Raw genomic sequence first — 22,082 nt, 5'->3', positions numbered from 1 at the left:
ACCGGTCACCGTTTTGCGGCACTCCGGTTTATGAGTGCTTGCAAGCGCAGTCATCAGGTTCAACCAGGACTGACTGATACTGCCTGCATCAAGCAGCATCAGATGTATGCCAAGCGCGCAAGGTGCGCAATTAATGAAACAACCTGACTAAAAAAACGCGATAAAAACCCGAATAGCCGCCATATTCGAGCATTCCTCTCAATGTTTTTTGCCTGCTTGCCATCCTTCGCACCAATGGTTAGGGTTGAGGTCATGAACACATCACATACCCTCATCCAGCTTCGTCAACATCGCAGCCTTTGCCTCGTCAGTGCACGACTGCAAAGCTAATTGCGGTGCCTCGCCCTTTTGCTTTGTATATTTTCGGCTAGCCGCCTGTGTACGGCTTGCACAATAAGGATTGCCTGATGACCATGCTCAAAGACCCTTCTTCCAAATACCGCGCCTTCCCGGTCATTGATTTGCCTGACCGCACCTGGCCTTCGAAAACCATCACCAGCGCGCCGATCTGGTGCAGCTCCGATTTGCGCGACGGCAACCAGTCGCTGATCGAGCCGATGGATGCGGTGAAGAAGCTGCGTTTCTGGAAGACACTGGTCAGTGTTGGCGTTAAAGAAATCGAGGCGTCGTTCCCGGCGGCATCGCAAACTGACTTCGACTTCGTGCGCACCTTGATCGAAGACGGCCATATCCCGGACGACACCACCATCCAGGTGCTGACCCAGGGCCGCGAAGACTTGATCGCGCGTACCTTCGAATCGTTGCGCGGGGCGAAAAAAGCTATCGTCCACTTGTACAACGCCACCAGCCCGTCATTCCGGCGCATCGTGTTCAATCAAGACAAGGACGGCGTTAAGGAAATCGCGGTCAGCGCAGCCAAGCTGTTCGTCAAATACGCCGCCCAGCAGCCAGAAACCCAGTGGACGTTTGAGTACTCGCCAGAGACCTTCAGCGCAACCGAGCTGGAGTTCGCCAAGGAAGTGTGTGATGCGGTGATCGAGGTCTGGAACCCGACGCCTGAGCACAAGATGATCCTCAACTTGCCCGCGACCGTTGAGTGCGCCACCCCGAACATCTATGCCGACCAGATCGAATGGTTCGGTCGCCATATCAATCGCCGGGACAGCGTGTTGATCAGTCTGCACACCCACAACGACCGCGGCACCGGCGTGGCCGCCACTGAGCTGGGCTTGATGGCCGGCGCTGATCGCGTTGAAGGCTGCCTGTTCGGCAACGGCGAACGCACCGGCAACGTCGATCTGGTGACTGTGGCGCTGAACATGTACACCCAGGGCCTGAACCCTGAGCTTGATTTCTCCGATATCGACGGCGTGCGAAAGGTCGTCGAGGAGTGCAACCAAATTCCGGTTCACCCACGTCACCCGTATGTCGGTGACCTGGTACACACCGCGTTCTCCGGCTCGCACCAAGACGCCATCCGCAAGGGTTTCGCCCAGCAAAAGCCGGACGCCTTGTGGGAAGTGCCGTACTTGCCGATCGACCCGGCTGATATCGGCCGTAGCTACGAAGCCGTGATCCGGGTTAACAGCCAGTCCGGCAAAGGCGGGATTGCTTACCTGCTGGAGCAGGAATACGGCATCAGCTTGCCGCGCCGCATGCAGATCGAGTTCAGCCAGGTTGTTCAGCGCGAAACCGACCGCCTGGGCCTCGAAATGACGGCTCAGCAGATTCACAACTTGCTGCGCACCGAGTATCTGCAAGCCAATACGCCTTACGCGCTGGTCAGCCACCGCTTACAGGAAGAGAACGGCCATAGCGCAGTCGAAGTTGAAGTGTCGGCCAAGGGCGACGGCGAAACCAACCTGCGCTGGAGCGGCAAGGGCAACGGCGCGCTGGAAGCACTGGTAGCCGGCCTGCCTGTTAGCGCAGAGATCATGGACTACAACGAGCACGCAATTGGTGCTGGTACTAACGCCAAGGCTGCGGCCTACATTGAACTGCGAGTCGATGGCGGGCGGGCGGTGCATGGTGTGGGCATTGATGAAAACATCACCACGGCGAGCTTCAAGGCACTGTTCAGCGCCCTGAACCGCTCCCTGAGCGAAGCCGAGGCGAAAGCCGCGTAAGCGGATTACCAGAAACACAAAAGCCCCCAAGGTGAGAGCCTTGGGGGCTTTTTTCTGTTGCTCAATAAGGTGTCCCCGCTGAGGAGCAAAGCCTCGTGCCCGTCATCGGCTACAGCGAAATTTCAACCGTGGGAGCGAGCCTGCTCGCGAAGATCATTGGCGAGCAGGCTCGCTCCCACTGGGTAGCAGAATCTCTACAGGGTTTAGTGCAGCTCGAAGTTATCGGCATCCAGATTGGCCGGGAAGCGATCGCGGTAAGCCCCCAATTCAGCCGCACTCAGGTTCATGGTGAAAACCCCGTCAGCCTCACCGGCACTGAGCAGCGACTCGCCCTGGAAGTCGAAGACGTGACTGTCCCCCGTATAGACCAGACCTTTGCCGTCCGTCCCCACCCGGTTTACCGCCACGACGTAGCACAAATTCTCAATCGCCCGTGCAGGCAACAGACGGTTCCAGTGCAAACGCCGCGCGCCCGGCCAGTTGGCGGTATACAGCAGCAGGTCCGTGTCGTGCGGGTCGCAGCTCCACACCGGGAAGCGCAGGTCGTAGCAAATCAGTGGGCGTATGCGCCAGCCTTTGACTTCGAACTGCACCTGGCGCTCACCAGGGGTGAAGTGTTCGTGCTCCCCCGCCATGCGAAACAAGTGGCGCTTGTCGTAGTGCAACACTTCGCCATCAGGACGCGCCCATAACAGCCGGTTACGGTGACTGCCATCGGCCGCCTGCACTATCACGCTGCCGGTAATCACCGCATTGAGCTTTCTGGCCTGCGCCTGCAACCACTTGCTGGCAGGACCGTACTCGGGCTCTGCCAGGGTTTTTGAGTCCATGCTGAAGCCGGTGGTGAACATCTCGGGCAAGACCACCAGGTCTGCCCCCTGAGCCTGCTCCAGCAACTCTTCAAAGTGCGCAAAATTGGCCTCGCGATCGTGCCAGACCAACGTGGTTTGAACTAAGGCTACGGTTAAATCGGGTACACCACTTAGATCACGCATAGTTTTTCTGCTGCTGCACGCAGCGTCTCCTCGCGTTTGGCAAAACAAAGGCGGACCAGCCGCTGCCCTTGAGGCGGGGTCTGGTAAAACACCGAAACCGGGATAGTCGCCACGCCATGCTCGCGGGTCAGCCATTCGGCCATGTCGACATCATTGAGGTCAGGACGGATTCGGGAGTAATCCACCAATTGAAAATAAGTCCCGGCCACCGGTTTGAAGGTAAAACGCGATGGGCTCAGCAAATCACAAAACAGGTCACGCTTGGCCTGATAAAACGCCGGCAACTCTTCAACGTGCTCAGGGTGATCCGCCATAAAGTCGGCCAACGCATACTGCAATGGCGTAACACCGCAAAAACTGACGTATTGGTGAACCTTGCGCAACTCAGCCGTCAGGGCCGGCGGCGCAACAACGTAACCGGTTTTCCAGCCCGTCACGTGGTACGTCTTGCCGAAAGAGCTGACAACGAATGCACGATGGTACAACTCAGGATGGGACAAAACACTGACGTGGGGCACGCCATCGAACACCAGGTGTTCATACACTTCATCACTGATGAGGTAGATATCGCGGTCGGCAATGAGCCTGGCCAGCTGGTCCAGTTCGGCGCGACTGATCAGGGCTCCGCTCGGGTTGTGCGGGCTGTTGAGGATGATCATCCGCGTGCGCGGGCTCAGGGCCTCTTCAAGTTTTTGCCAGTCTATCGAGAAGTCTTCAAGCCCCAGCTGCACATGCACGCAACGGCCACCTGCCAGCTCAACCGAGGGTTCGTAGCTGTCGTAGCACGGGTCAAAGACGATCACTTCATCGCCGGCATGAATCACAGCCTGGATCGCGCAGAAAATGGCTTGGGTCGCACCGGGCGTGATGGTCACCTCGGTGTCGGCATTCACCTGAACCCCATAACTGCGGGAGATTTTTGCCGCTACCTGCTCACGCAAGGCAGGCAAACCGGTCATGGGTGAATACTGGTTGTGACCGCTGGCAATGTGCTTGCCAACAGCATCACGCAATGCCTGCGGGCCATCGAAGTCGGGGAACCCCTGAGACAGGTTAAGTGCGCCGGTTTCTGCCGCGAGCTGCGACATGCGCGTGAAGATGGTGGTGCCGACGTTCGGCAACTTGCTGGTGATCATGGCCGTTCCCTGTTGAGTTCCCGGCACTGACTGCGGCACAGGACCCATCGAGGATAGCCCAAACGTCTGACACGAAAAAGGGCCCTTTCGGACCCTTTCTCATTACGCTTTTAGCTTGCGAGATTAGCGCTTGTCTTTGCGGTTCTTCTCGGCTTTCTTGTGGTGCGACATCATGCGGCGTTTCTTGTTGACCTGACGGTCAGTCAGCGAGTTCTTGTTGCCTTCGTACGGGTTCTCGCCACCTTTGAACTCGATGCGGATCGGTGTACCGACCAGCTTCAAGACACGACGGTAGGTGTTTTCGAGATAACGGACGTAAGACTTCGGAACCTTCTCAACCTGGTTACCGTGGATCACGATAATTGGCGGGTTAGCACCACCCAAGTGGGCATAACGCAGCTTGATCCGGCGGCTGTTGACCATCGGTGGCGCATGCTCGCCAACCGCATCTTCAAGAATCTGGGTCAGACGGTTGGTCGGCCAGCGGGTAACCGCCGACTTGAAGGAGTTCTGCACCGACTGGTACAGGTTACCTACGCCAGTGCCGTGCAGGGCCGAGATGAAGTGGATGTCAGCGAAGTCGACGAAGAACAGGCGACGTGTCAGCTCGACTTTCACGAAGTCGCGCTCGCTCGGGGTCATGCCGTCCCACTTGTTGATCGCGATGACCAGAGCCCGACCGGCCTCCAGCGCAAAGCCCAACAGGTTCAGGTCATGGTCAACCACACCTTCACGGGCATCCATCACGAAGATCACCACGTTGGCGTCTTTGATGGCTTGCAGGGTTTTGACCACGGAGAATTTTTCGACTTCTTCGTGGATCTTGCCGCGCTTGCGCACACCGGCGGTGTCGATCAGCGTGTACTTCTCGTCGTTACGCTCAAACGGGATGTAGATACTGTCGCGGGTGGTGCCTGGCTCGTCATAAACGATAACCCGGTCTTCACCGAGCATACGGTTGACCAGAGTCGACTTGCCGACGTTAGGACGACCGATGATGGCGATCTTGATACCGTCTTTTTCGCTTGGGCCTGGAATGCGCTTGGCTTCCTGACCTTCAAGAACGATTTCGGCTTCGCCTTCCTCTTCCTCTTCCGGATCTTTAGGGAAGTCGCTCAGGGCGATTTCCAGCATCTGGGTGATACCACGACCATGAGCACCTGCGATCGGGATCGCATGGCCCATGCCCAACGGTGCGAATTCTGCACGCGCCAATTCCGGATCGATGTTGTCGACCTTGTTGGCAACCACATAAGAACGCTTGTTACGTTTGCGAAGGTGTTCGCCGATCATCTGGTCAGCGGCTGTGAAACCCGCTTTTGCATCTACCAGGAACAGAACGACGTCAGCTTCTTCGATAGCCAGCAGCGACTGCTCGGCCATCTTTTCGTCCATACCGTGCTCGTCACCGGAGATACCGCCGGTGTCGACCAGAATGTAGGAACGCCCTTGCCACTTGGCCTCACCGTATTGGCGATCACGGGTCAGACCGGACAAGTCACCAACAATGGCGTCACGAGTCCTGGTCAGGCGGTTGAACAAGGTGGACTTGCCGACGTTTGGTCGGCCCACCAGGGCGATTACGGGAACCATGCGGCTCTCCACTTCGTTATTTCAGAAAATACAAAAGCCGCTGCAAGGCAGCGGCCAGAGTTCGGAACAGCACAAATGTGCCGTAAACCTTGCCAGAGCAAGGCTGCCCGAGGCCCTGAAGCCTCAAGCATAGACGCCTTAGCGAATGGTCAGGGCTTCCAGTTTGCCGCTGTTACCAAACACGTAAATCATGTCACCGACCACCAGCGGACGCGCCCGAAGGCCATCACTGTCAATGCGGGTACGGCCCACGAAACGACCATCGACCTGGCTTAGCAGGTGCAGATAGCCTTCCATGTCACCGACAGCCACATAGCTGGAGAAGACTTCTGGAGCCGACAGTTGACGACGAGCCAGAGCGTCATTGCTCCACAGAGAGGTGGTCGAGCGTTCGTCAACGCCTTCTACAGTGCCCGACGCCAGGCTCACGTAGACGCTACCAAAACCTTGAGCGACACCTGAATAGCTGGACGCATCGCGCTGCCAGAGCACGCGACCGCTTTCCATTTCAAGTGCCGCCATGCGGCCCTGGTAGCTGGCGACATACAGCGTACCGCCAGACATCAGCAGTCCACCGTCGATATCGACAATACGCTCAAGCTCGGAACGGCCTTGCGGGATAGCAACACGTTGCTCCCACACAGGTACGCCGTTACGCGTATCGAGGGCAACCACTTTACCGGTCGAAAGACCTGCAATTGCCAGGTGATTGGTCACCAATGGTGCGCCTGTGCCACGCAGGGTCAATACACCCGGCGTGCTGTCATATGCCCAACGCTGGTTGCCGGTATCAGCATCCAGACCGATCAGACGATCGTCCTGGGTCTGAACCACGACGATATCGCCATTGGTCGCAGGAGGTGCAAGCACTTCGCTGTTAACGCGAGAGCGCCATTTTTCTTCACCGGTGCTGGAATCCAGGGCTACCACGTCACCTTGCAGGGTACCGAGCAGGACCAGGCCATAGCCCAGGCCAACTGCGCCGGAAACAGGCAACTCGAGGTCTTTTTTCCACTGAACGTCGCCGTTCATGCGGTCCAGAGACATGACTACACCCGTTACGTCAGCGGCGTAGATGTGGCTACCTTCAACAGCCGGAACCAGCATGTTGTAGGTTTTGCCCTGGCCGTCACCAATCGAGCGACTCCACTGTTTTTGCAGCACGACTTCTTCTTTGAAGTCTGTCAGTTCGGCCGGTGGCAGTTCTTTTTTGCTGTTACTGCTGCAACCCGCGGCCAAAACGACCAGAGCCAGCAATGCTGCATGTTTCCAAAGCCTCACGTCACGCATCCCCTTTGGCCAGGTCATCGAGCTTGATTTGCAACCCACCTACTGCTGCCTCATCCGACAATGCCGCCTTGGCTTTTTCGTAGGCTGCACGTGCGTCCTCGGTACGACCCTTCTGTACCAGCAAGTCGCCTTTGAGTTCTTCACGGCTGGCCAGGAATGCCTTGTCCGAATCGCCTTCAAGCAGCTTCAGTGCATCATCCAGCTTGCCCTGTGCTGCAAGCACTTGAGCCAGACGCTGACGTGCCACTTCACCCAGGGTGAGGTTGGCAGGCTTTGCCACGATGACTTGCAGCTCGCTGGCTGCGTCATCCAGCTTGCCGTTGTCCACAGCAACCTTGGCCACAAACAGACCGCCAAATTGCGCGTAGGCAGAACCTGCGTACTCGCTTTTCAGCTTGTTGGCCAGATCGGCCACACGGGCAGTATCAGGCTGACCGTCAGGGGTGAGCGTGGTTTCAAGCAATTGCTGGTAGAGCATCGACGCACCTTGCGACTGATTGCTCTGATATTTGTGCCAAGCCTGCCAGCCGAACACCACCACCAGCGCCAACAAGCCGCCAGTGAGCAGGGGTTTGCCGTTGCGCTGCCACCAGTCTTTCAACTCGCCCAGCTGATCATCTTCGTTACTCGACACCCCAACACTCCTTATTCGCTAAATCGGCTGTTTTACAGCTTCAACCCTGCACAACGCAGGTGGCCAAGTGCTCGGCTAGAGCATCCCAGGCAATCGTTTGTTGTTCGCCCTGGCCACGCAGGGGTTTGACACCTACCACTTGCTGGGCCAATTCGTCCTCACCCAGGATCAGCGCGTACAGTGCGCCGCTCTTGTCAGCCTTTTTGAACTGGCTTTTGAAGCTGCCTGCGCCCGCATTGATCTGCAAGCGCAAGTTCGGTAGCTGATCGCGAACACGTTCGCTCAAAGCCAGGGCAGCCAGTTCAGCCGCCTCACCGAAAGCGCACAGGTAAACATCGACCTGACGCGCGATTTCTTCGGGGATCTGCTCAAGGGTTTCAAGCATCAGGATCAGACGCTCGATACCCATGGCGAAACCAACGCCCGAGGTGGGCTTGCCGCCCATTTGTTCGACCAGACCGTCATAACGGCCGCCGGCACATACGGTGCCCTGGGAGCCCAGTTTGTCGGTGACCCATTCAAATACGGTCTTGCTGTAATAATCGAGCCCGCGAACCAGCTTGGGATTGATCGTGTACGGAATACCGGCAGCATCCAGGCGAGCCTTGAGGCCCTCAAAGTGCACACGGGATTCTTCGTCGAGGTAATCCACCAGCTTCGGCGCGTCGACCAGAACAGCCTGGGTATCGGCATTTTTGGTGTCGAGTACCCGCAACGGGTTGGATTTGAGGCGACGCTGGCTGTCTTCGTCAAGCTCACTCAGACGCGAGGACAAGTACTCGACCAGCGCAGCACGATAGCGCGCACGGGCTTCGCTGGTGCCAAGGCTGTTGAGTTCGAGCTTGACCGCATCACGGATGCCCAGCTCGCCCCACAGGCGCCAGGTCAGCACGATCAGTTCGGCATCGATATCCGGACCATCGAGGTTGAACACCTCGACACCAATCTGATTGAACTGGCGATAACGACCTTTTTGCGGGCGCTCGTGGCGGAACATCGGCCCGATGTACCACAATTTTTGAACCTGGCCACCGCCAGTGATGCCGTGTTCGAGTACGGCACGCACACACGCCGCAGTGCCTTCAGGGCGCAGCGTCAGCGAATCGCCGTTGCGGTCTTCGAAGGTGTACATCTCTTTTTCGACGATATCGGTCACTTCACCGATCGAGCGCTTGAACAGCTCGGTAAACTCGACGATAGGCATGCGGATTTGCTTGTAACCGTAGTTATCCAGCAACCGCGAAACCTTGCTTTCAAAGTAGCGCCACAGGGGCGTCTGCTCTGGCAGGATGTCGTTCATGCCACGAATGGCTTGCAAAGACTTGCTCACAAAAAATCCTTTATTCGTCTGGTTAGCCGCGCGCGATAACTGCTGCGTCAGCTTCGACCTTTTCGGCCGCCTTCTGCCGGATCAACTTTTCGAGATGATCCACCAGGTTTTCATTCGTCAATTTGTGCGACGGTTTGCCGTCGATGTAAATCAGGTTGGGCGTACCACCGGTGAGCCCCACATGGGCTTCCTTGGCTTCGCCAGGACCGTTTACAACACAACCGATCACGGCTACATCCAGCGGCACCAGCAGGTCTTCAAGCCGAACTTCGAGTTCGTTCATGGTTTTCACCACATCGAAATTCTGCCGGGAGCAGCTTGGGCACGCGATAAAGTTGATGCCTCGCGAACGCAGATGCAGGGATTTGAGGATGTCGTAACCGACTTTTACTTCCTCTACCGGGTCTGCGGCCAAAGAGATGCGAATAGTATCGCCAATCCCGTCGGCAAGCAGCATACCTAGGCCAACGGCAGATTTCACTGTGCCTGAGCGCAAACCACCCGCTTCTGTAATACCCAGGTGCAGCGGCTGGACGATTTCCTTGGCCAACAGACGGTAGGCTTCAACGGCCATAAACACGTCGGAAGCTTTCACGCTGACCTTGAAGTCCTTGAAGTTCAGGCGTTCAAGGTGCTCGACATGGCGCAGGGCCGACTCAACCAGAGCCGCAGGCGTCGGTTCGCCATACTTCTTTTGCAGATCTTTTTCGAGCGAACCGGCGTTAACGCCGATACGGATCGGAATACCGCGATCACGCGCAGCATCCACCACCGCACGCACACGGTCTTCGCGACCGATGTTGCCCGGGTTGATCCGCAGGCAGTCCACCCCCAGCTCCGCAACGCGCAGGGCGATCCGGTAGTCGAAGTGGATGTCGGCAACCAATGGCACCTTGACCAGTTGCTTGATACGGCCAAACGCTTCTGCCGCGTCCATATCCGGCACGGAAATCCGCACGATATCGACGCCCGCAGCTTCCAGCCGGTTGATTTGGGCAACGGTTGCAGCGACATCATTGGTGTCACTGTTGGTCATGCTCTGTACAGCGATAGGGGCATCGCCACCTACCGGCACATTACCGACCCAGATTTTGCGCGATTCGCGACGTTTGATTGGTGATTCGCCGTGCATGACTTATTGACCCAACTTCAGGCGAGCAGTTTCGCCACTGGTGAAAGGAGCCACATCCACTGCCTGACCGTTGTAGGCCACCTGCGCACCGCGGGCATAGCCCAGGCGCAGGGTCAGTGGAGGCTTGCCGCTCACTTCTAGATTTTCGCCTTTGCGCTTGAGCCCACCAAACAGCACTTTACCCGTGCCGTCGGTGACCTGAGTCCAGCAATCAGCGGTGTACTGCACGCTCACTTTGCCCGCACCGGCGACCGGTGCTGCAGTGGAGGAAGTGGCGGCAGCAGGTGTGGCAGCCGGAGCAACAATCGCAGCGGCAGGAACAACAACAGCCGGAGCGGGTTGAACCACAGGGGCCGCCGCTGGCGTCACAGCAGCGCCGGGCACAGTTGCAGGCAGTTCCAGCGCCGTCGACCCGGCCGCTTCGCCAGCAGGCTCAACTGCCGATGCGTCGCCTTCAGCCTTGGCTTCGGCCACAGCCTGGTCTTCCGGCTCGTCGATCGGGTGGATCCGGGTTGTGCCGTCAGCGCCTTCAACTTCGACGTGCTCCGGCGTCAGACCGATCAGGTCCTTGGCCCGCATGGACGTCTGGTCCTGCCACCAGATAAAACCGCCACCGACCACGGCAATCAGCAACAACAGGCTGACAATACGCAAAATGGTATGGGACACCCGCACCGGCTCTTCTATGCGGCCCAGGCTGTGCACGTTGCTGCCGTTGGCGTCAGTACCGGTGTAGAGGTCGAACTCGCGAACCAGACTGGCCTGGTCCATACCAAGCAATTTGGCATAGGTCCGGATATAACCACGGGCAAAGGTATGCCCTGGCAGCTTATCGAACGCCCCCGTCTCAAGGTTGCTCAGGGAGCTGACCGTAAGATTGAGTTTCAGGGCGACTTCAGCCAACGTCCATCCATTGTTTTCACGGGCCTGACGCAAGGTCTCACCGGGATTGACACGAGTCGCTGCTAGAACTTCGGGTTGCGCCGCTTTCATCATTGCTCCGACAGGTATTGCTGATATTCCGGCGTGCCGGGATAGAGTCGTTTTAGTTGCTGGCCATAGTTGGCAGTTGGGGTGCGCTCGTCGAAAACATTCGCCAGTCGCGCACCGAGCAATAGACTACGTGCATTTTGCCCGCTAAGCAGGCTAAAACGATCGTAATAGTCACGTGCAGGCACATAATGCCTGTCTTCGTAAGACAACTCAGCCATTTCGAGCAACGCTCGGGGCTGTTGACGGTTCAGGCGCAGGGCTTTTTCAAGCTGCGCACGGCCAGCATCACGCTGGCCGAGCTTGAGCGACGTTATCCCCAGGTTTTCGTAAACCCGGGAACGTTCAGGGTAAAGGGTGTCTGCCGCCGCTTTTTGAAACTGGGCACTGGCTTCCTGATAGCGCTGCTGCTCATACAGGAAACTGCCGTAATTGTTGAGGATGCGGGCATCATCAGGCCGCCTGTCAAGCGCGGTGCGGAACGCCTGCTCGGCCAGCCCGGGCTCCATTTCGGACTGATACACCAAGGCCAGTGCGGCGTTGGTATCCGGGTCAGACTTGTCGAGCTCGAGGGCTTTGCGCAACGGAACCTTGGCCTGCCCGGTCATCCCCTGCTGGAGATAACCGAGACCCAACTGAACATAAGCCTCACGCGCCTCGTTACGCCCTTTGTCGGTGGTCATCGCGCTTGAATCGCCCGATGACACACAGCCAGCCAAAAGGCTGACCAACACGACAGAAAGCGCAGCGCGAAGGATCATGGATGTCCTCTCTCAGGGCGCAGAGGCAGCGTTTTGCGCTGATTCGGCGTCGGCACTGAGCTCACGTGCCGCGATAAGGCGCGAACTGCGGCGCGTCCGGTCATCAACCTGGCCGACCAGCTGACCGCAAGCGGCGTCAATGTCCTCACCGCGGGTGGTACGCACGGTCACGTTGTAGCCAGCTTGCTGCAACAGCTCCTGGAAACGGCGGATGGCGTTATTGCTTGGACGCTCATAGCCCGAATGCGGGAACGGGTTGAACGGGATCAGGTTGATCTTGCACGGCGTGTCTTTTAACAGCTCGATCATTTCGCGGGCGTGATCAACATGGTCGTTCACATCCTTGAGCAGGGTGTACTCAACGGTCAGCACACGCTTTTCGCCCAGGGTCGACATATAGCGTCGGCAGGACTCAAGCAGCATTTTGAGCGGGTACTTCTTGTTGATCGGCACCAATTGACTGCGCAATTCGTCATTGGGTGCATGCAGCGACAACGCCAGGGAGACGTCGATGTGCTTTGCCAGCTCATCAATCATCGGCACCACGCCCGAGGTAGACAGGGTCACCCGGCGCTTGGAGATGCCATAGCCCAAATCATCCATCATCAGATGCATGGCGGCGATAACGTTGTCGAAGTTGAGCAGCGGCTCGCCCATGCCCATCATCACCACGTTGGTGATGGCACGGTCGATGGTTGCCGGGACGCTGCCAAAGGATTTGTTGGCAATCCACACCTGGCCAATCACTTCGGCGGCGGTGAGGTTGCTATTGAAGCCTTGCTTGCCGGTGGAGCAGAAACTGCAGTCCAGGGCACAGCCTGCCTGGGACGAAACGCACAAGGTGCCACGTTTGCCCGAGGGGATATAAACGGTCTCGACGCAGCTGCCGGACTCGACACGAACCACCCACTTACGGGTGCCATCGGTTGAGATGTCCTCGCTGACGACTTCAGGTCCACGAACTTCAGCAATGGCCTTGAGCTTGTCGCGCAAGGCCTTGCTGACGTTTGTCATGGCGTCGAAATCATCGACGCCAAAGTGGTGAATCCACTTCATGACCTGACCGGCACGGAAACGCTTCTCCCCGATTGAGTCGAAGAATTTCTCCATTTCCGGCTGAGTCAGTCCCAGCAGGTTGGTTTTGCCAGTCGTTGCAATCATGTCTTCACCCTCACTCACAAGCTAATACTTAGCGAGTGGTTACTTCAGTAGCTGCGAAAAAGTACGAGATTTCACGAGCAGCAGCTGCTTCAGAGTCGGAACCGTGAACAGCGTTAGCGTCGATGGATTCAGCGAAATCAGCACGGATAGTGCCAGCTGCTGCTTCTTTAGGGTTGGTAGCGCCCATCAGTTCGCGGTTCAGAGCGATAGCGTTTTCGCCTTCCAGAACCTGAACAACAACAGGACCGGAGATCATGAAAGCAACCAGGTCGCCGAAGAAGCCACGAGCGCTGTGCTCAGCGTAGAAGCCTTCAGCTTCAGCTTTGGACAGTTGCTTCAGTTTGGAAGCTACAACCTTCAGGCCGGCTTTTTCAAAACGAGTGGTGATCTCGCCGATAACGTTTTTTGCAACAGCGTCAGGCTTGATGATGGAGAAAGTGCGTTGAACAGCCATGGTGTAACTCCAGAAACAGTGATTTAAGCGAAAAATTAAACCCGCGAATTATACGCGGGTTCTTGGGTATTTCATAATTACGTCGGTTACAAGCTTAGTCGGCTTCTTCGATCCACAAACCCTGGATGGCTTCGAGAACCTTCTCTCCGCCGCGATCAGGGATGTCGTCGAACTCAGGCAACGCCATGACCAGATTGCGCAGCGTGACGAAATTCACCGACAACGGATCGATATCCGGGTGAGCTTCAGCCAGTTGTATGGCGATTTCCTGCACATCAACCCATTTAAGGCTCATGACAACTCCTTATCAGTGCGGCGCTTCGGCGGCATGGTTGAGCGAGTATTTCGGGATCTCGACGGTGATGTCTTCGGTACCGACGCGGGCCTGACAACTCAGGCGTGAAGTCGCTTCCAGACCCCATGCCCGGTCAAGATAGTCCTCTTCCAGCTCGTCAGCTTCGTTCAGCGAGTCAAAACCCTCGCGAATCACGCAGTGACACGTGGTGCAGGCACAAACACCACCGCAGGCGCTTTCGATTTCGATGTGGTTGTCGTGGGCCACTTCGAGAATGGTCTTGCCGGTCTCAGCCTCTACAACCATACCGTCCGGGCAATGCTCGGCGTGTGGCAGAAAAATGATCTGCGGCATCAGTTATTCCTCGATTTCATTCAGGTTGCGGCCCGCCAGGGCGGCCTTGACGGTCAAGTCCATGCGGCGGGCAGCAAAGGCATCAGTCACTTGCGACAGACGCTTGGTCTGCTGCTCGATGGCGTAACCATCGGTGCCTTTCAACAATTCGGACAGTTGCTGCATCTGCAGCTCAATGACCATGCGTTCTTCGGCGTCCAGCAAGCGATCACCATCGACCTCAAGCGCAGCCTGCACGGCTTCGATCAGGCGCTGAGCATCGACCTGATGCTCACGCAGGACACGGGCGACCTTGTCGTCACTGGCATGCTGGAACGAGTCCTTGAGCATTTTGGCAATTTCGCCATCGGTCAGACCGTAGGACGGCTTGACCTGGATATTGGCTTCTACGCCCGAACCCAGCTCGCGGGCCGACACGTTAAGCAAACCGTCCGCATCCACCTGAAAGGTAACGCGAATCTTCGCAGCACCGGCAACCATCGGCGGAATACCGCGCAATTCAAAACGCGCCAGGGAGCGACAATCGCTGATCAACTCGCGCTCACCCTGCAACACATGAATCATCATGGCCGTCTGGCCATCTTTGTAGGTCGTGAAGTCCTGGGCGCGCGCGACCGGTATGGTGGTGTTGCGCGGAATGACTTTTTCCATCAGCCCGCCCATGGTCTCAAGCCCCAGGGACAAAGGAATCACGTCCAGCAACAGCAGTTCGCCACCGTCACGCTTGTTGCCGGCCAGGGTATCAGCCTGAATAGCGGCACCAATGGCAACCACCTGATCCGGGTCAATATCGGTCAGCGGCTGACGGCCAAACATCTGGGCAACAGCTTCACGCACTCGAGGTACCCGGGTAGAACCACCGACCATCACCACTGCCTGGACTTCTTCGAGCTCGACGTTGGAGTCACGCACCGCACGGCGGCAAGCCTTGAGGCTGCGCGCAATCATTGGCTCGATAAGGGCGTCAAAGGCGTCACGGGTCAGCTCTGCACGCCAGTCTTCGTAAACGACAGGTACAGAAGACGCATCAGTCAGCGCTTCTTTGGCCGCACAGGCAATTTGCAGCAACTTGCGCTGGGTACCCGGGTCAAGATCAGCGGACAAGCCCGCCTGCTCGACAATCCAGTTCGCAATGGCATGATCGAAGTCATCGCCGCCGAGCGCGGTGTCGCCGCCCGTGGCCAGCACTTCAAATACACCACCGGTCAGGCGCAGGATCGAGATATCGAAGGTCCCGCCACCCAGATCATAGATTGCGACAACGCCTTCAGCATGCTGATCGAGGCCGTAAGCCACTGCCGCAGCCGTTGGCTCGTTGAGCAGGCGCAATACGTTCAGCCCGGCAAGCCGGGCAGCATCCTTGGTCGCCTGACGCTGAGCGTCATCGAAATAGGCCGGGACGGTAATGACCGCACCCACCAACTCACCGCCCAACGCCTTTTCAGCTCGCTCACGCAGCGCTTTCAAGATATCGGCTGACACTTCCACCGGGCTTTTAGGGCCCTGCACGGTGTCAATAAACGGCATGTGCGACTCGCCGCCCACAAAGCGGTAAGGCAGCTGCTCGCCCAATTGCTTGACGTCGGACAGACCACGACCCATCAAGCGCTTGACCGAAAGCACGGTATTGAAAGGATCGCTGGCGGCAGCCAGGCGGGCGGACTCACCTACCTCGATGCGATCGGCGTGATAACGCACGGCAGAAGGCAAAATGACTCGGCCCTCTGCATCAGCCAGCGGCTCGGAAAGACCACTGCGCAACGCAGCGACCAGCGAATTGGTAGTGCCCAAGTCGATCCCCACAGCCAGACGGCGCTGGTGCGGTTGAGGACTTTGGCCGGGTTCGGCGATCTGCAGTAGGGCCATCGTAATCAGGACTTATCTGTAATCAGGCGTGCAATCAGGAAAGCACGGAGTTAATCGTCGAGGCGCTCTTCTAACTGGCGCACTTCGTAAGTGAGCTTGTCGAGGAACTGCATGCGCCGCATCAGGCGTTCGGCCTGTTCACGTTGCGCAGCATCATCCCAACAAGCAGCGAAGCTGTCGTTCAATTCATTCTGAGCGACCTTCAGCCGGCGCTTGAATTCAGCAATACCCGCCATATCGGCGCTGTCGTGCAAATCTTCAAGTTCTTCGCGCCACTGCATCTGCTGCATCAGAAACTCGGGATCGTGCACCGTGACCTCCAGCGGCATCTCACGGCCATTCATCGCAAGCAGGTAACGCGCGCGCTTGGGAGGGCTCTTGAGTGTCTGGTAGGCCTCGTTGAGGCTGGCGGATTGCTCTAGCGCCAGGCGCTGCTCACGCTCGGAAGCATCAGCAAAGCGGTCCGGATGAACACTGCGCGCCAACTCACGGTAGCGCGTAGCCAACTGCTCGAGATCGAGCGTAAAGCCCGGTTGCAGTTCAAATAGTGCGAAATGACAAGGAGTACCCACGAGTAGCCTCAGATGTTGAAGCTTTCGCCGCAGCCACATTCACCGCGCACGTTGGGGTTGTTGAACTTGAAACCTTCGTTCAACCCTTCCTTGGCGAAATCGAGCTCGGTCCCGTCCAGATAGGTCAGGCTTTTAGGATCGATGATCACTTTTTCGCCATGACTTTCAAAGACTTGATCGTCGCTGCCAACCTCGTCAACAAACTCAAGCACATAGGCAAGACCGGAACAGCCCGTGGTGCGAACACCCAGACGAATCCCCTCACCTTTGCCGCGCCCATCAAGGGAACGACGAATATGCCGAGCCGCCGCTTCTGTCATGCTGATAGCCATCAGGACTCCTTACATATCGCCAGTATCTTCACCACGCTCATGCCGTTGCCGGCACGGGGATCGAAGATCAGATCAAACCTTTCTTCTGCTTGTAGTCGCGAACAGCCGCTTTAATGGCGTCTTCAGCGAGTACCGAGCAGTGAATTTTTACTGGAGGCAAAGCCAGTTCTTCTGCCAGCTGAGTGTTCTTGATGGTCTCTGCTTCATCCAGAGTCTTGCCTTTCATCCACTCGGTTGCCAGGGAGCTGGAAGCAATTGCCGAACCACAACCGTAGGTCTTGAACTTGGCATCTTCGATGATGCCCTGCTCGTTAACCTTGATCTGCAAACGCATCACGTCGCCGCACGCCGGAGCGCCGACCATGCCGGTGCCGACATCCGGATCTTCCGCGTCCATCTTGCCGACGTTGCGCGGGTTCTCGTAGTGGTCAATGACCTTTTCGCTGTAAGCCATGGTACTAATCCTCACTCATCAGAGAGTCGCTCTTGAGACGCTGTAAAAGCTGCTGTTCGCTACGCTTACAGCGTCTACTTACGGCGACTTAAATTGTTAGTGCGCCGCCCATTCGATTTTCGAAATGTCGATGCCATCTTTGTACATGTCCCACAGCGGCGACAAGGCGCGCAGCTTGGTAACAGCCTCGCAAACCTTCTGCGCGGCGTAATCGATTTCTTCTTCGGTGGTGAAACGGCCGAAGGTGAAGCGGATCGAGCTGTGTGCCAATTCGTCATTGCGGCCCAAGGCGCGCAAAACGTAGGACGGCTCAAGGGAAGCGGAGGTACAGGCCGAACCGGACGACACTGCCAGATCCTTGAGCGCCATGATCAGCGACTCGCCTTCAACGTAGTTGAAGCTCAGGTTCAGGTTGTGCGGAACGCGGGCAGTCATGCTGCCGTTGACGTACAGCTCTTCGAGGTGTTCAACCTGCTTGAAGAAACGGTCGCTCAACGCCTTGATACGGATATTTTCCGCCGCCATCTCTTCTTTGGCAATCTGGAACGCTTCGCCCATACCCACAATCTGGTGGGTAGCCAAGGTGCCCGAACGCATGCCGCGCTCGTGACCGCCGCCGTGCATGGCTGCTTCGATACGTACGCGAGGCTTGCGGCTCACGTAGAGCGCGCCAATGCCTTTAGGGCCGTAGGTTTTGTGAGCCGAGAACGACATCATGTCGACTTTCAGCTTGGCCAGGTCGATCTCGACCTTGCCGGTGGACTGTGCCGCATCAACATGGAACAACACGCCGCGCGAGCGAGTCAGCTCACCAATGGCAGCGATATCGTTGATGGTGCCGATTTCGTTGTTCACGTGCATGATCGAAACCAGGATGGTGTCGTCGCGCATGGCTGCTTCAACCATGGCCGGCGTCACCAGGCCATCGGTGCCCGGCTCGATGTAGGTCACTTCAAAGCCTTCACGCTCCAGCTGACGCATGGTGTCGAGGACGGCCTTGTGTTCAATCTTGTCGGTGATCAGGTGCTTGCCCTTGGTGGCATAGAAATGCGCAGCACCTTTGATTGCCAGGTTGTTGGCCTCGGTCGCACCGGAGGTCCAGACAATTTCACGCGGGTCGGCATTGACCAGGTCTGCAACCTGACGACGACCATTCTCGACCGCTTCTTCAGCCTTCCAGCCAAACACGTGAGAACGCGAAGCCGGGTTACCGAAGTTCCCGTCAACCAACAGGCAGTCGCTCATTTTTTGAGCAACACGCGGATCAACCGGGGTAGTGGCTGAGTAATCGAGGTAAATTGGCAATTTCATGGACTATCTCCTAAATCAGGCTGGCTGGCGCACCGTCGTTTTTATGCAATTAATCGACGGCGGACGCTTCGATCTTATCCAGGTGCGGCGCCTTGCCATTACAGCGGCGCTGATCCTGACGCTGGGCTACTTCTTGCACCTCACGGCGAGTGACAAGATCAGCCAAGCTGATACCGCTGAGAAAATCGTGGATTTGCAAGCTAAGGTCGCACCACAAGTGGTGGGTCAGGCACGTGTCGCCGGCATGGCAATCGCCAAGACCCTGGCAACGCGTTGCGTCAACTGACTCGTTCACGGCATCAATAACTTGAGCTACCTGAATGCCATGCATGTCGCGCGACAGCTGATAGCCGCCACCCGGACCACGCACACTGGAAACCAGGCTGCTGCGGCGCAATTTGGCGAACAGTTGCTCAAGGTAGGAAAGAGAGATGCCTTGGCGCTCGGAAATATCGGCCAGGGACACCGGCCCATGCTGTGCGTGCAACGCCAAATCAAGCATTGCAGTTACGGCGTAACGGCCTTTTGTAGTCAGTCTCATGGACAGGTACCACGGAATTCGGAATGGAAGCGAGTATGCTATTCCCGACTATTTAAGTCAACTATTAGACCTAGTACTTTAGTCGGGATTACCCGCAAAAGAGCGCGCGCATTGTAGCAGGGTCTGCGGCGCAATGGCACATGAAGCATCTAGCGCGGGAGCGAGCCTGCTCGCGATGGCCGCACCTCGACCGTCCGAAAGATCGCAGCGCCAGCATCGCGAGCAGGCTCGCTCCCACAGCACCCAGAACCTAGACCGCCTTGCTTTCGTCCTTGTCCTTGACGCAGGCAAAGTCTTCTTCGCGCAGTTGCGGCAAGTCCTTGGCACAGTAAGTACTGCCCAAATCTTTGAGCGCACCACACATACCATCCAGCTTGCCGTCGACCGCCTGCAAATGGTCCAGCAACTGAGCAATCGCGCGCGCTACCGGATCGGGCATGTCTTCACTGACGCCATAGGCATCAAAACCGATCTTCTCGGCCATCGCCTTGCGCTTGGCCTCGGTCTCATCGTCACTTTTGATGATGATGCGACCCGGAATACCCACAACTGTCGCTCCCGCTGGCACCGCCTTGGTCACCACCGCATTGGAGCCGACCTTGGCCCCCGCACCGACCGTGAACGGGCCGAGCACCTTGGCGCCCGCCCCTACCACAACGCCATTTTCCAGCGTCGGATGGCGCTTGCCCTTGTTCCAGCTAGTGCCGCCCAGGGTAACGCCCTGATACAGGGTCACGTCATCACCGATTTCAGCGGTCTCACCAATCACAATGCCCATGCCGTGATCGATAAAGAAACGGCGCCCCACCTTGGCCCCCGGATGAATTTCAATCCCGGTCAACCAGCGCCCGAAGTTCGACACCAGCCGCGCCAACCACTTCCAGCCGGCATGCCACAGCAGTGCCGACAAACGGTGAATCCAGATCGCATGCATCCCCGGATAGCACGTCAGCACCTCAAAAGCATTGCGCGCCGCAGGATCACGATGAAACACACTCTGGATATCTTCACGCAGACGCTCGAACATCATTAATCCTTGCGCTTGAGCAGCTCGCCACGGGCTGCTTTTTGGGTTTCGGTGAGAATGCCACGCAAGATATTCATCTCTGCGCGACTGACAGAGCTGCGCCCGTACAGTCGACGCAGGCGCGCCATCAGGTGGCGCGGCTTTTCCGGGTCCATAAATTCAATGGCCACCAAGGTTTGCTCCAGATGCTCGTAAAAGCGCTCCAGCTCATCCATGGTCGCCAACTCGCCACTTTTAGTGGACGCCACTTCCTCTTTTTCGATCTTGCTCGGCTGACCCTGGCTCGCGAGCCAGGCCATGCGGATTTCGTAACTCAACACCTGCACGGCCGCACCCAGATTCAGAGAACTGAACTCCGGGTCGGAGGGGATATGCACGTGAAAGTGACAACGCTGCAACTCGTCATTGGTCAGGCCGGAGTCCTCACGACCAAACACCAAAGCGATTTCAGCACCTTGAGCCGCCTCCTCAATTACTTTTTGACCACACTCACGCGGGTCCAGCAACGGCCAGGGGATGCGGCGATCGCGGGCACTGGTACCCAGAACCAGATTGCAGCCCACCAAGGCATCTTCAAGGGTCGCAACCACTTGAGCATTTTCGAGAATGTCACCTGCCCCTGACGCCCGCGCGTCGGCTTCATGGTGAGGAAACAACCTTGGCTCCACCAGAACCAGCCGCGACAACCCCATGTTTTTCATGGCACGCGCAGCACCGCCGATGTTCCCGGGATGGCTGGTATTGACCAGAACGACACGAATATTAGGCAACAAAGGAAGCGCTCACAGACCAGCAAAAGGGAGCAAATCTTACCTAAGCAAAACGCCATAAGCTACGAAAGCTAACGCAAACCTTCATCTCACAAAGTTTTCTGATAGAATATTCGGCTTTCTTTAACAACCTTAGGTGAAACGTCCATGCAGCCCATGCTGAATATCGCGCTGCGCGCCGCCCGCAGCGCCAGTGAATTGATTTTCCGCTCCATCGAGCGCCTGGATACCATCAAGGTTGACGAAAAAGACGCCAAGGATTACGTCTCTGAAGTCGATCGTGCTGCTGAACAGAAAATCATCGACGCCTTGCGCAAGGCTTACCCTACACACGGCATCCTCGGTGAAGAAACCGGCATGCACCCTGGCAGCGGTGAAGGTGAAGACTACCTGTGGATCATCGATCCGCTGGATGGCACCACCAACTTCCTGCGCGGCGTTCCACACTTCGCCGTCAGCATCGCCTGCAAATACCGTGGCCGCCTTGAGCACGCAGTGGTTCTCGACCCGGTTCGCCAGGAAGAATTCACCGCCAGCCGTGGCCGTGGCGCCCAGCTCAATGGTCGTCGCCTGCGCGTAAGCGGTCGCACCAGCCTTGAAGGCGCCCTGCTGGGTACCGGCTTCCCGTTCCGCGATAACCAGATGGACAACCTGGACAACTACCTGGGCATGTTCCGCAGCCTGGTCGGCCAGACTGCCGGCATCCGCCGCGCAGGCGCTGCCAGCCTGGATCTGGCTTACGTTGCCGCCGGCCGTTTTGACGCATTCTGGGAGTCGGGCCTGTCCGAGTGGGACATGGCTGCAGGCGCACTGCTGATTCAAGAAGCAGGCGGCCTGGTCAGCGACTTCACCGGCAGCCACGATTTCCTTGAAAAAGGCCACATCGTTGCCGGTAACACCAAGTGCTTCAAAGCTGTACTGACCGCAATCCAGCCACACCTGCCACCTTCGCTGAAACGCTAAGCGAAATCCGGGCACAAAAAAGCACCCCTAGGGG

General features: G+C 57.4%; 23 protein-coding genes. 2 read left to right on the top strand and 21 right to left on the bottom strand.

Going from position 1 to position 22,082, the window contains the following annotated elements; translation table 11 throughout:
• Positions 1-407 precede the first annotated feature (407 nt).
• Complete coding sequence (gene leuA, locus BLW11_RS08660) at positions 408-2,087, top strand: 2-isopropylmalate synthase (RefSeq protein WP_048359098.1); 1,680 nt, start codon at positions 408-410, stop codon at positions 2,085-2,087.
• 203 nt (positions 2,088-2,290) lie between these two features.
• Here leuA and BLW11_RS08655 read toward each other — a convergent pair whose 3' ends face one another.
• The 21 genes from BLW11_RS08655 to trmJ all read right to left on the bottom strand — a co-directional run bounded on the left by BLW11_RS08655 (position 2,291) and on the right by trmJ (position 21,088).
• Entirely contained in the window at positions 2,291-3,082 is a 792-nt protein-coding gene (locus BLW11_RS08655) for an amidohydrolase (RefSeq protein ID WP_048359099.1), read from the bottom strand.
• Positions 3,070-4,218 carry a pyridoxal phosphate-dependent aminotransferase gene (locus tag BLW11_RS08650; protein WP_048359100.1) on the bottom strand — a complete coding sequence of 383 codons (1,149 nt, stop codon included), beginning with the start codon at positions 4,216-4,218 and terminating at the stop codon, positions 3,070-3,072. The genes BLW11_RS08655 and BLW11_RS08650 overlap by 13 nt, the downstream gene beginning before the upstream one ends.
• A gap of 123 nt (positions 4,219-4,341) precedes the next feature.
• The gene (gene der, locus BLW11_RS08645; RefSeq protein WP_048359101.1) at positions 4,342-5,811 is read right to left on the bottom strand and encodes a ribosome biogenesis GTPase Der; all 1,470 of its coding nucleotides are present in this window, start codon (positions 5,809-5,811) and stop codon (positions 4,342-4,344) included.
• Positions 5,812-5,949: 138 nt separating this feature from the next.
• Positions 5,950-7,101: an outer membrane protein assembly factor BamB gene (gene bamB / locus BLW11_RS08640; protein WP_048359102.1), complete on the bottom strand. Its 1,152-nt coding sequence runs from the start codon at positions 7,099-7,101 to the stop codon at positions 5,950-5,952.
• Positions 7,094-7,735, bottom strand: coding sequence for a tetratricopeptide repeat protein (locus BLW11_RS08635; RefSeq protein ID WP_048359103.1), 642 nt, complete (start codon positions 7,733-7,735; stop codon positions 7,094-7,096). Before BLW11_RS08635 ends, bamB begins: the two co-directional genes overlap by 8 nt.
• A 40-nt stretch (positions 7,736-7,775) precedes the next feature.
• Entirely contained in the window at positions 7,776-9,065 is a 1,290-nt protein-coding gene (gene hisS, locus BLW11_RS08630) for a histidine--tRNA ligase (protein ID WP_048359104.1), read from the bottom strand.
• Between the two features lie 22 nt (positions 9,066-9,087).
• Positions 9,088-10,197, bottom strand: coding sequence for a flavodoxin-dependent (E)-4-hydroxy-3-methylbut-2-enyl-diphosphate synthase (gene ispG / locus BLW11_RS08625; RefSeq protein WP_048359105.1), 1,110 nt, complete (start codon positions 10,195-10,197; stop codon positions 9,088-9,090).
• Positions 10,198-10,200: 3 nt separating this feature from the next.
• Complete coding sequence (locus BLW11_RS08620) at positions 10,201-11,190, bottom strand: RodZ domain-containing protein (protein ID WP_048359106.1); 990 nt, start codon at positions 11,188-11,190, stop codon at positions 10,201-10,203.
• Positions 11,190-11,948, bottom strand: a complete 759-nt coding sequence (gene pilW, locus BLW11_RS08615) for a type IV pilus biogenesis/stability protein PilW (RefSeq protein ID WP_048359107.1) — start codon at positions 11,946-11,948, stop codon at positions 11,190-11,192. Before pilW ends, BLW11_RS08620 begins: the two co-directional genes overlap by 1 nt.
• 12 nt (positions 11,949-11,960) lie before the next feature.
• Positions 11,961-13,109: a dual-specificity RNA methyltransferase RlmN gene (gene rlmN / locus BLW11_RS08610; protein WP_048359108.1), complete on the bottom strand. Its 1,149-nt coding sequence runs from the start codon at positions 13,107-13,109 to the stop codon at positions 11,961-11,963.
• 28 nt (positions 13,110-13,137) lie between these two features.
• A complete protein-coding gene (ndk, locus tag BLW11_RS08605; protein ID WP_003443361.1) occupies positions 13,138-13,563 on the bottom strand; it encodes a nucleoside-diphosphate kinase in 426 nt (141 codons plus the stop codon).
• A gap of 94 nt (positions 13,564-13,657) precedes the next feature.
• Positions 13,658-13,858: a Fe-S cluster assembly protein IscX gene (iscX, locus tag BLW11_RS08600; protein WP_048359109.1), complete on the bottom strand. Its 201-nt coding sequence runs from the start codon at positions 13,856-13,858 to the stop codon at positions 13,658-13,660.
• Positions 13,859-13,870: 12 nt separating this feature from the next.
• Complete coding sequence (fdx, locus tag BLW11_RS08595; protein ID WP_003443365.1) at positions 13,871-14,212, bottom strand: ISC system 2Fe-2S type ferredoxin; 342 nt, start codon at positions 14,210-14,212, stop codon at positions 13,871-13,873.
• 3 nt (positions 14,213-14,215) lie between these two features.
• Positions 14,216-16,078: a Fe-S protein assembly chaperone HscA gene (hscA, locus tag BLW11_RS08590; protein ID WP_048359110.1), complete on the bottom strand. Its 1,863-nt coding sequence runs from the start codon at positions 16,076-16,078 to the stop codon at positions 14,216-14,218.
• Between the two features lie 50 nt (positions 16,079-16,128).
• Entirely contained in the window at positions 16,129-16,650 is a 522-nt protein-coding gene (gene hscB / locus BLW11_RS08585) for a co-chaperone HscB (RefSeq protein WP_048359111.1), read from the bottom strand.
• An 8-nt stretch (positions 16,651-16,658) separates the two neighbouring features.
• On the bottom strand, positions 16,659-16,982 hold the full coding sequence (gene iscA / locus BLW11_RS08580; protein WP_048359112.1) for an iron-sulfur cluster assembly protein IscA: 324 nt from the start codon (positions 16,980-16,982) through the stop codon (positions 16,659-16,661).
• A 67-nt stretch (positions 16,983-17,049) separates the two neighbouring features.
• Positions 17,050-17,436 (bottom strand): Fe-S cluster assembly scaffold IscU, encoded by a 387-nt coding sequence (gene iscU, locus BLW11_RS08575; protein ID WP_003443374.1) that lies wholly within the window; start codon positions 17,434-17,436, stop codon positions 17,050-17,052.
• A gap of 96 nt (positions 17,437-17,532) precedes the next feature.
• Complete coding sequence (locus BLW11_RS08570; RefSeq protein ID WP_048359113.1) at positions 17,533-18,747, bottom strand: IscS subfamily cysteine desulfurase; 1,215 nt, start codon at positions 18,745-18,747, stop codon at positions 17,533-17,535.
• 49 nt (positions 18,748-18,796) lie between these two features.
• Positions 18,797-19,288, bottom strand: a complete 492-nt coding sequence (iscR, locus tag BLW11_RS08565; protein WP_048359114.1) for a Fe-S cluster assembly transcriptional regulator IscR — start codon at positions 19,286-19,288, stop codon at positions 18,797-18,799.
• 250 nt (positions 19,289-19,538) lie between these two features.
• Entirely contained in the window at positions 19,539-20,315 is a 777-nt protein-coding gene (cysE, locus tag BLW11_RS08560; RefSeq protein ID WP_048359115.1) for a serine O-acetyltransferase, read from the bottom strand.
• 2 nt (positions 20,316-20,317) lie between these two features.
• A complete protein-coding gene (gene trmJ, locus BLW11_RS08555; RefSeq protein ID WP_048359116.1) occupies positions 20,318-21,088 on the bottom strand; it encodes a tRNA (cytosine(32)/uridine(32)-2'-O)-methyltransferase TrmJ in 771 nt (256 codons plus the stop codon).
• 144 nt (positions 21,089-21,232) lie between these two features.
• Between trmJ and suhB the strand changes: the two genes are divergently transcribed.
• Positions 21,233-22,048 (top strand): type III secretion system regulator SuhB, encoded by an 816-nt coding sequence (suhB, locus tag BLW11_RS08550; RefSeq protein ID WP_048359117.1) that lies wholly within the window; start codon positions 21,233-21,235, stop codon positions 22,046-22,048.
• The last annotated feature ends 34 nt before the right edge of the window (positions 22,049-22,082 follow it).

It is taken from the genome of Pseudomonas deceptionensis (genome assembly GCF_900106095.1).
In the GTDB taxonomy this organism is placed as follows: domain Bacteria; phylum Pseudomonadota; class Gammaproteobacteria; order Pseudomonadales; family Pseudomonadaceae; genus Aquipseudomonas; species Aquipseudomonas deceptionensis.
Note: the sequence above shows the minus strand (reverse complement) of the source record. Positions and strands in the feature narration are given on the sequence as shown.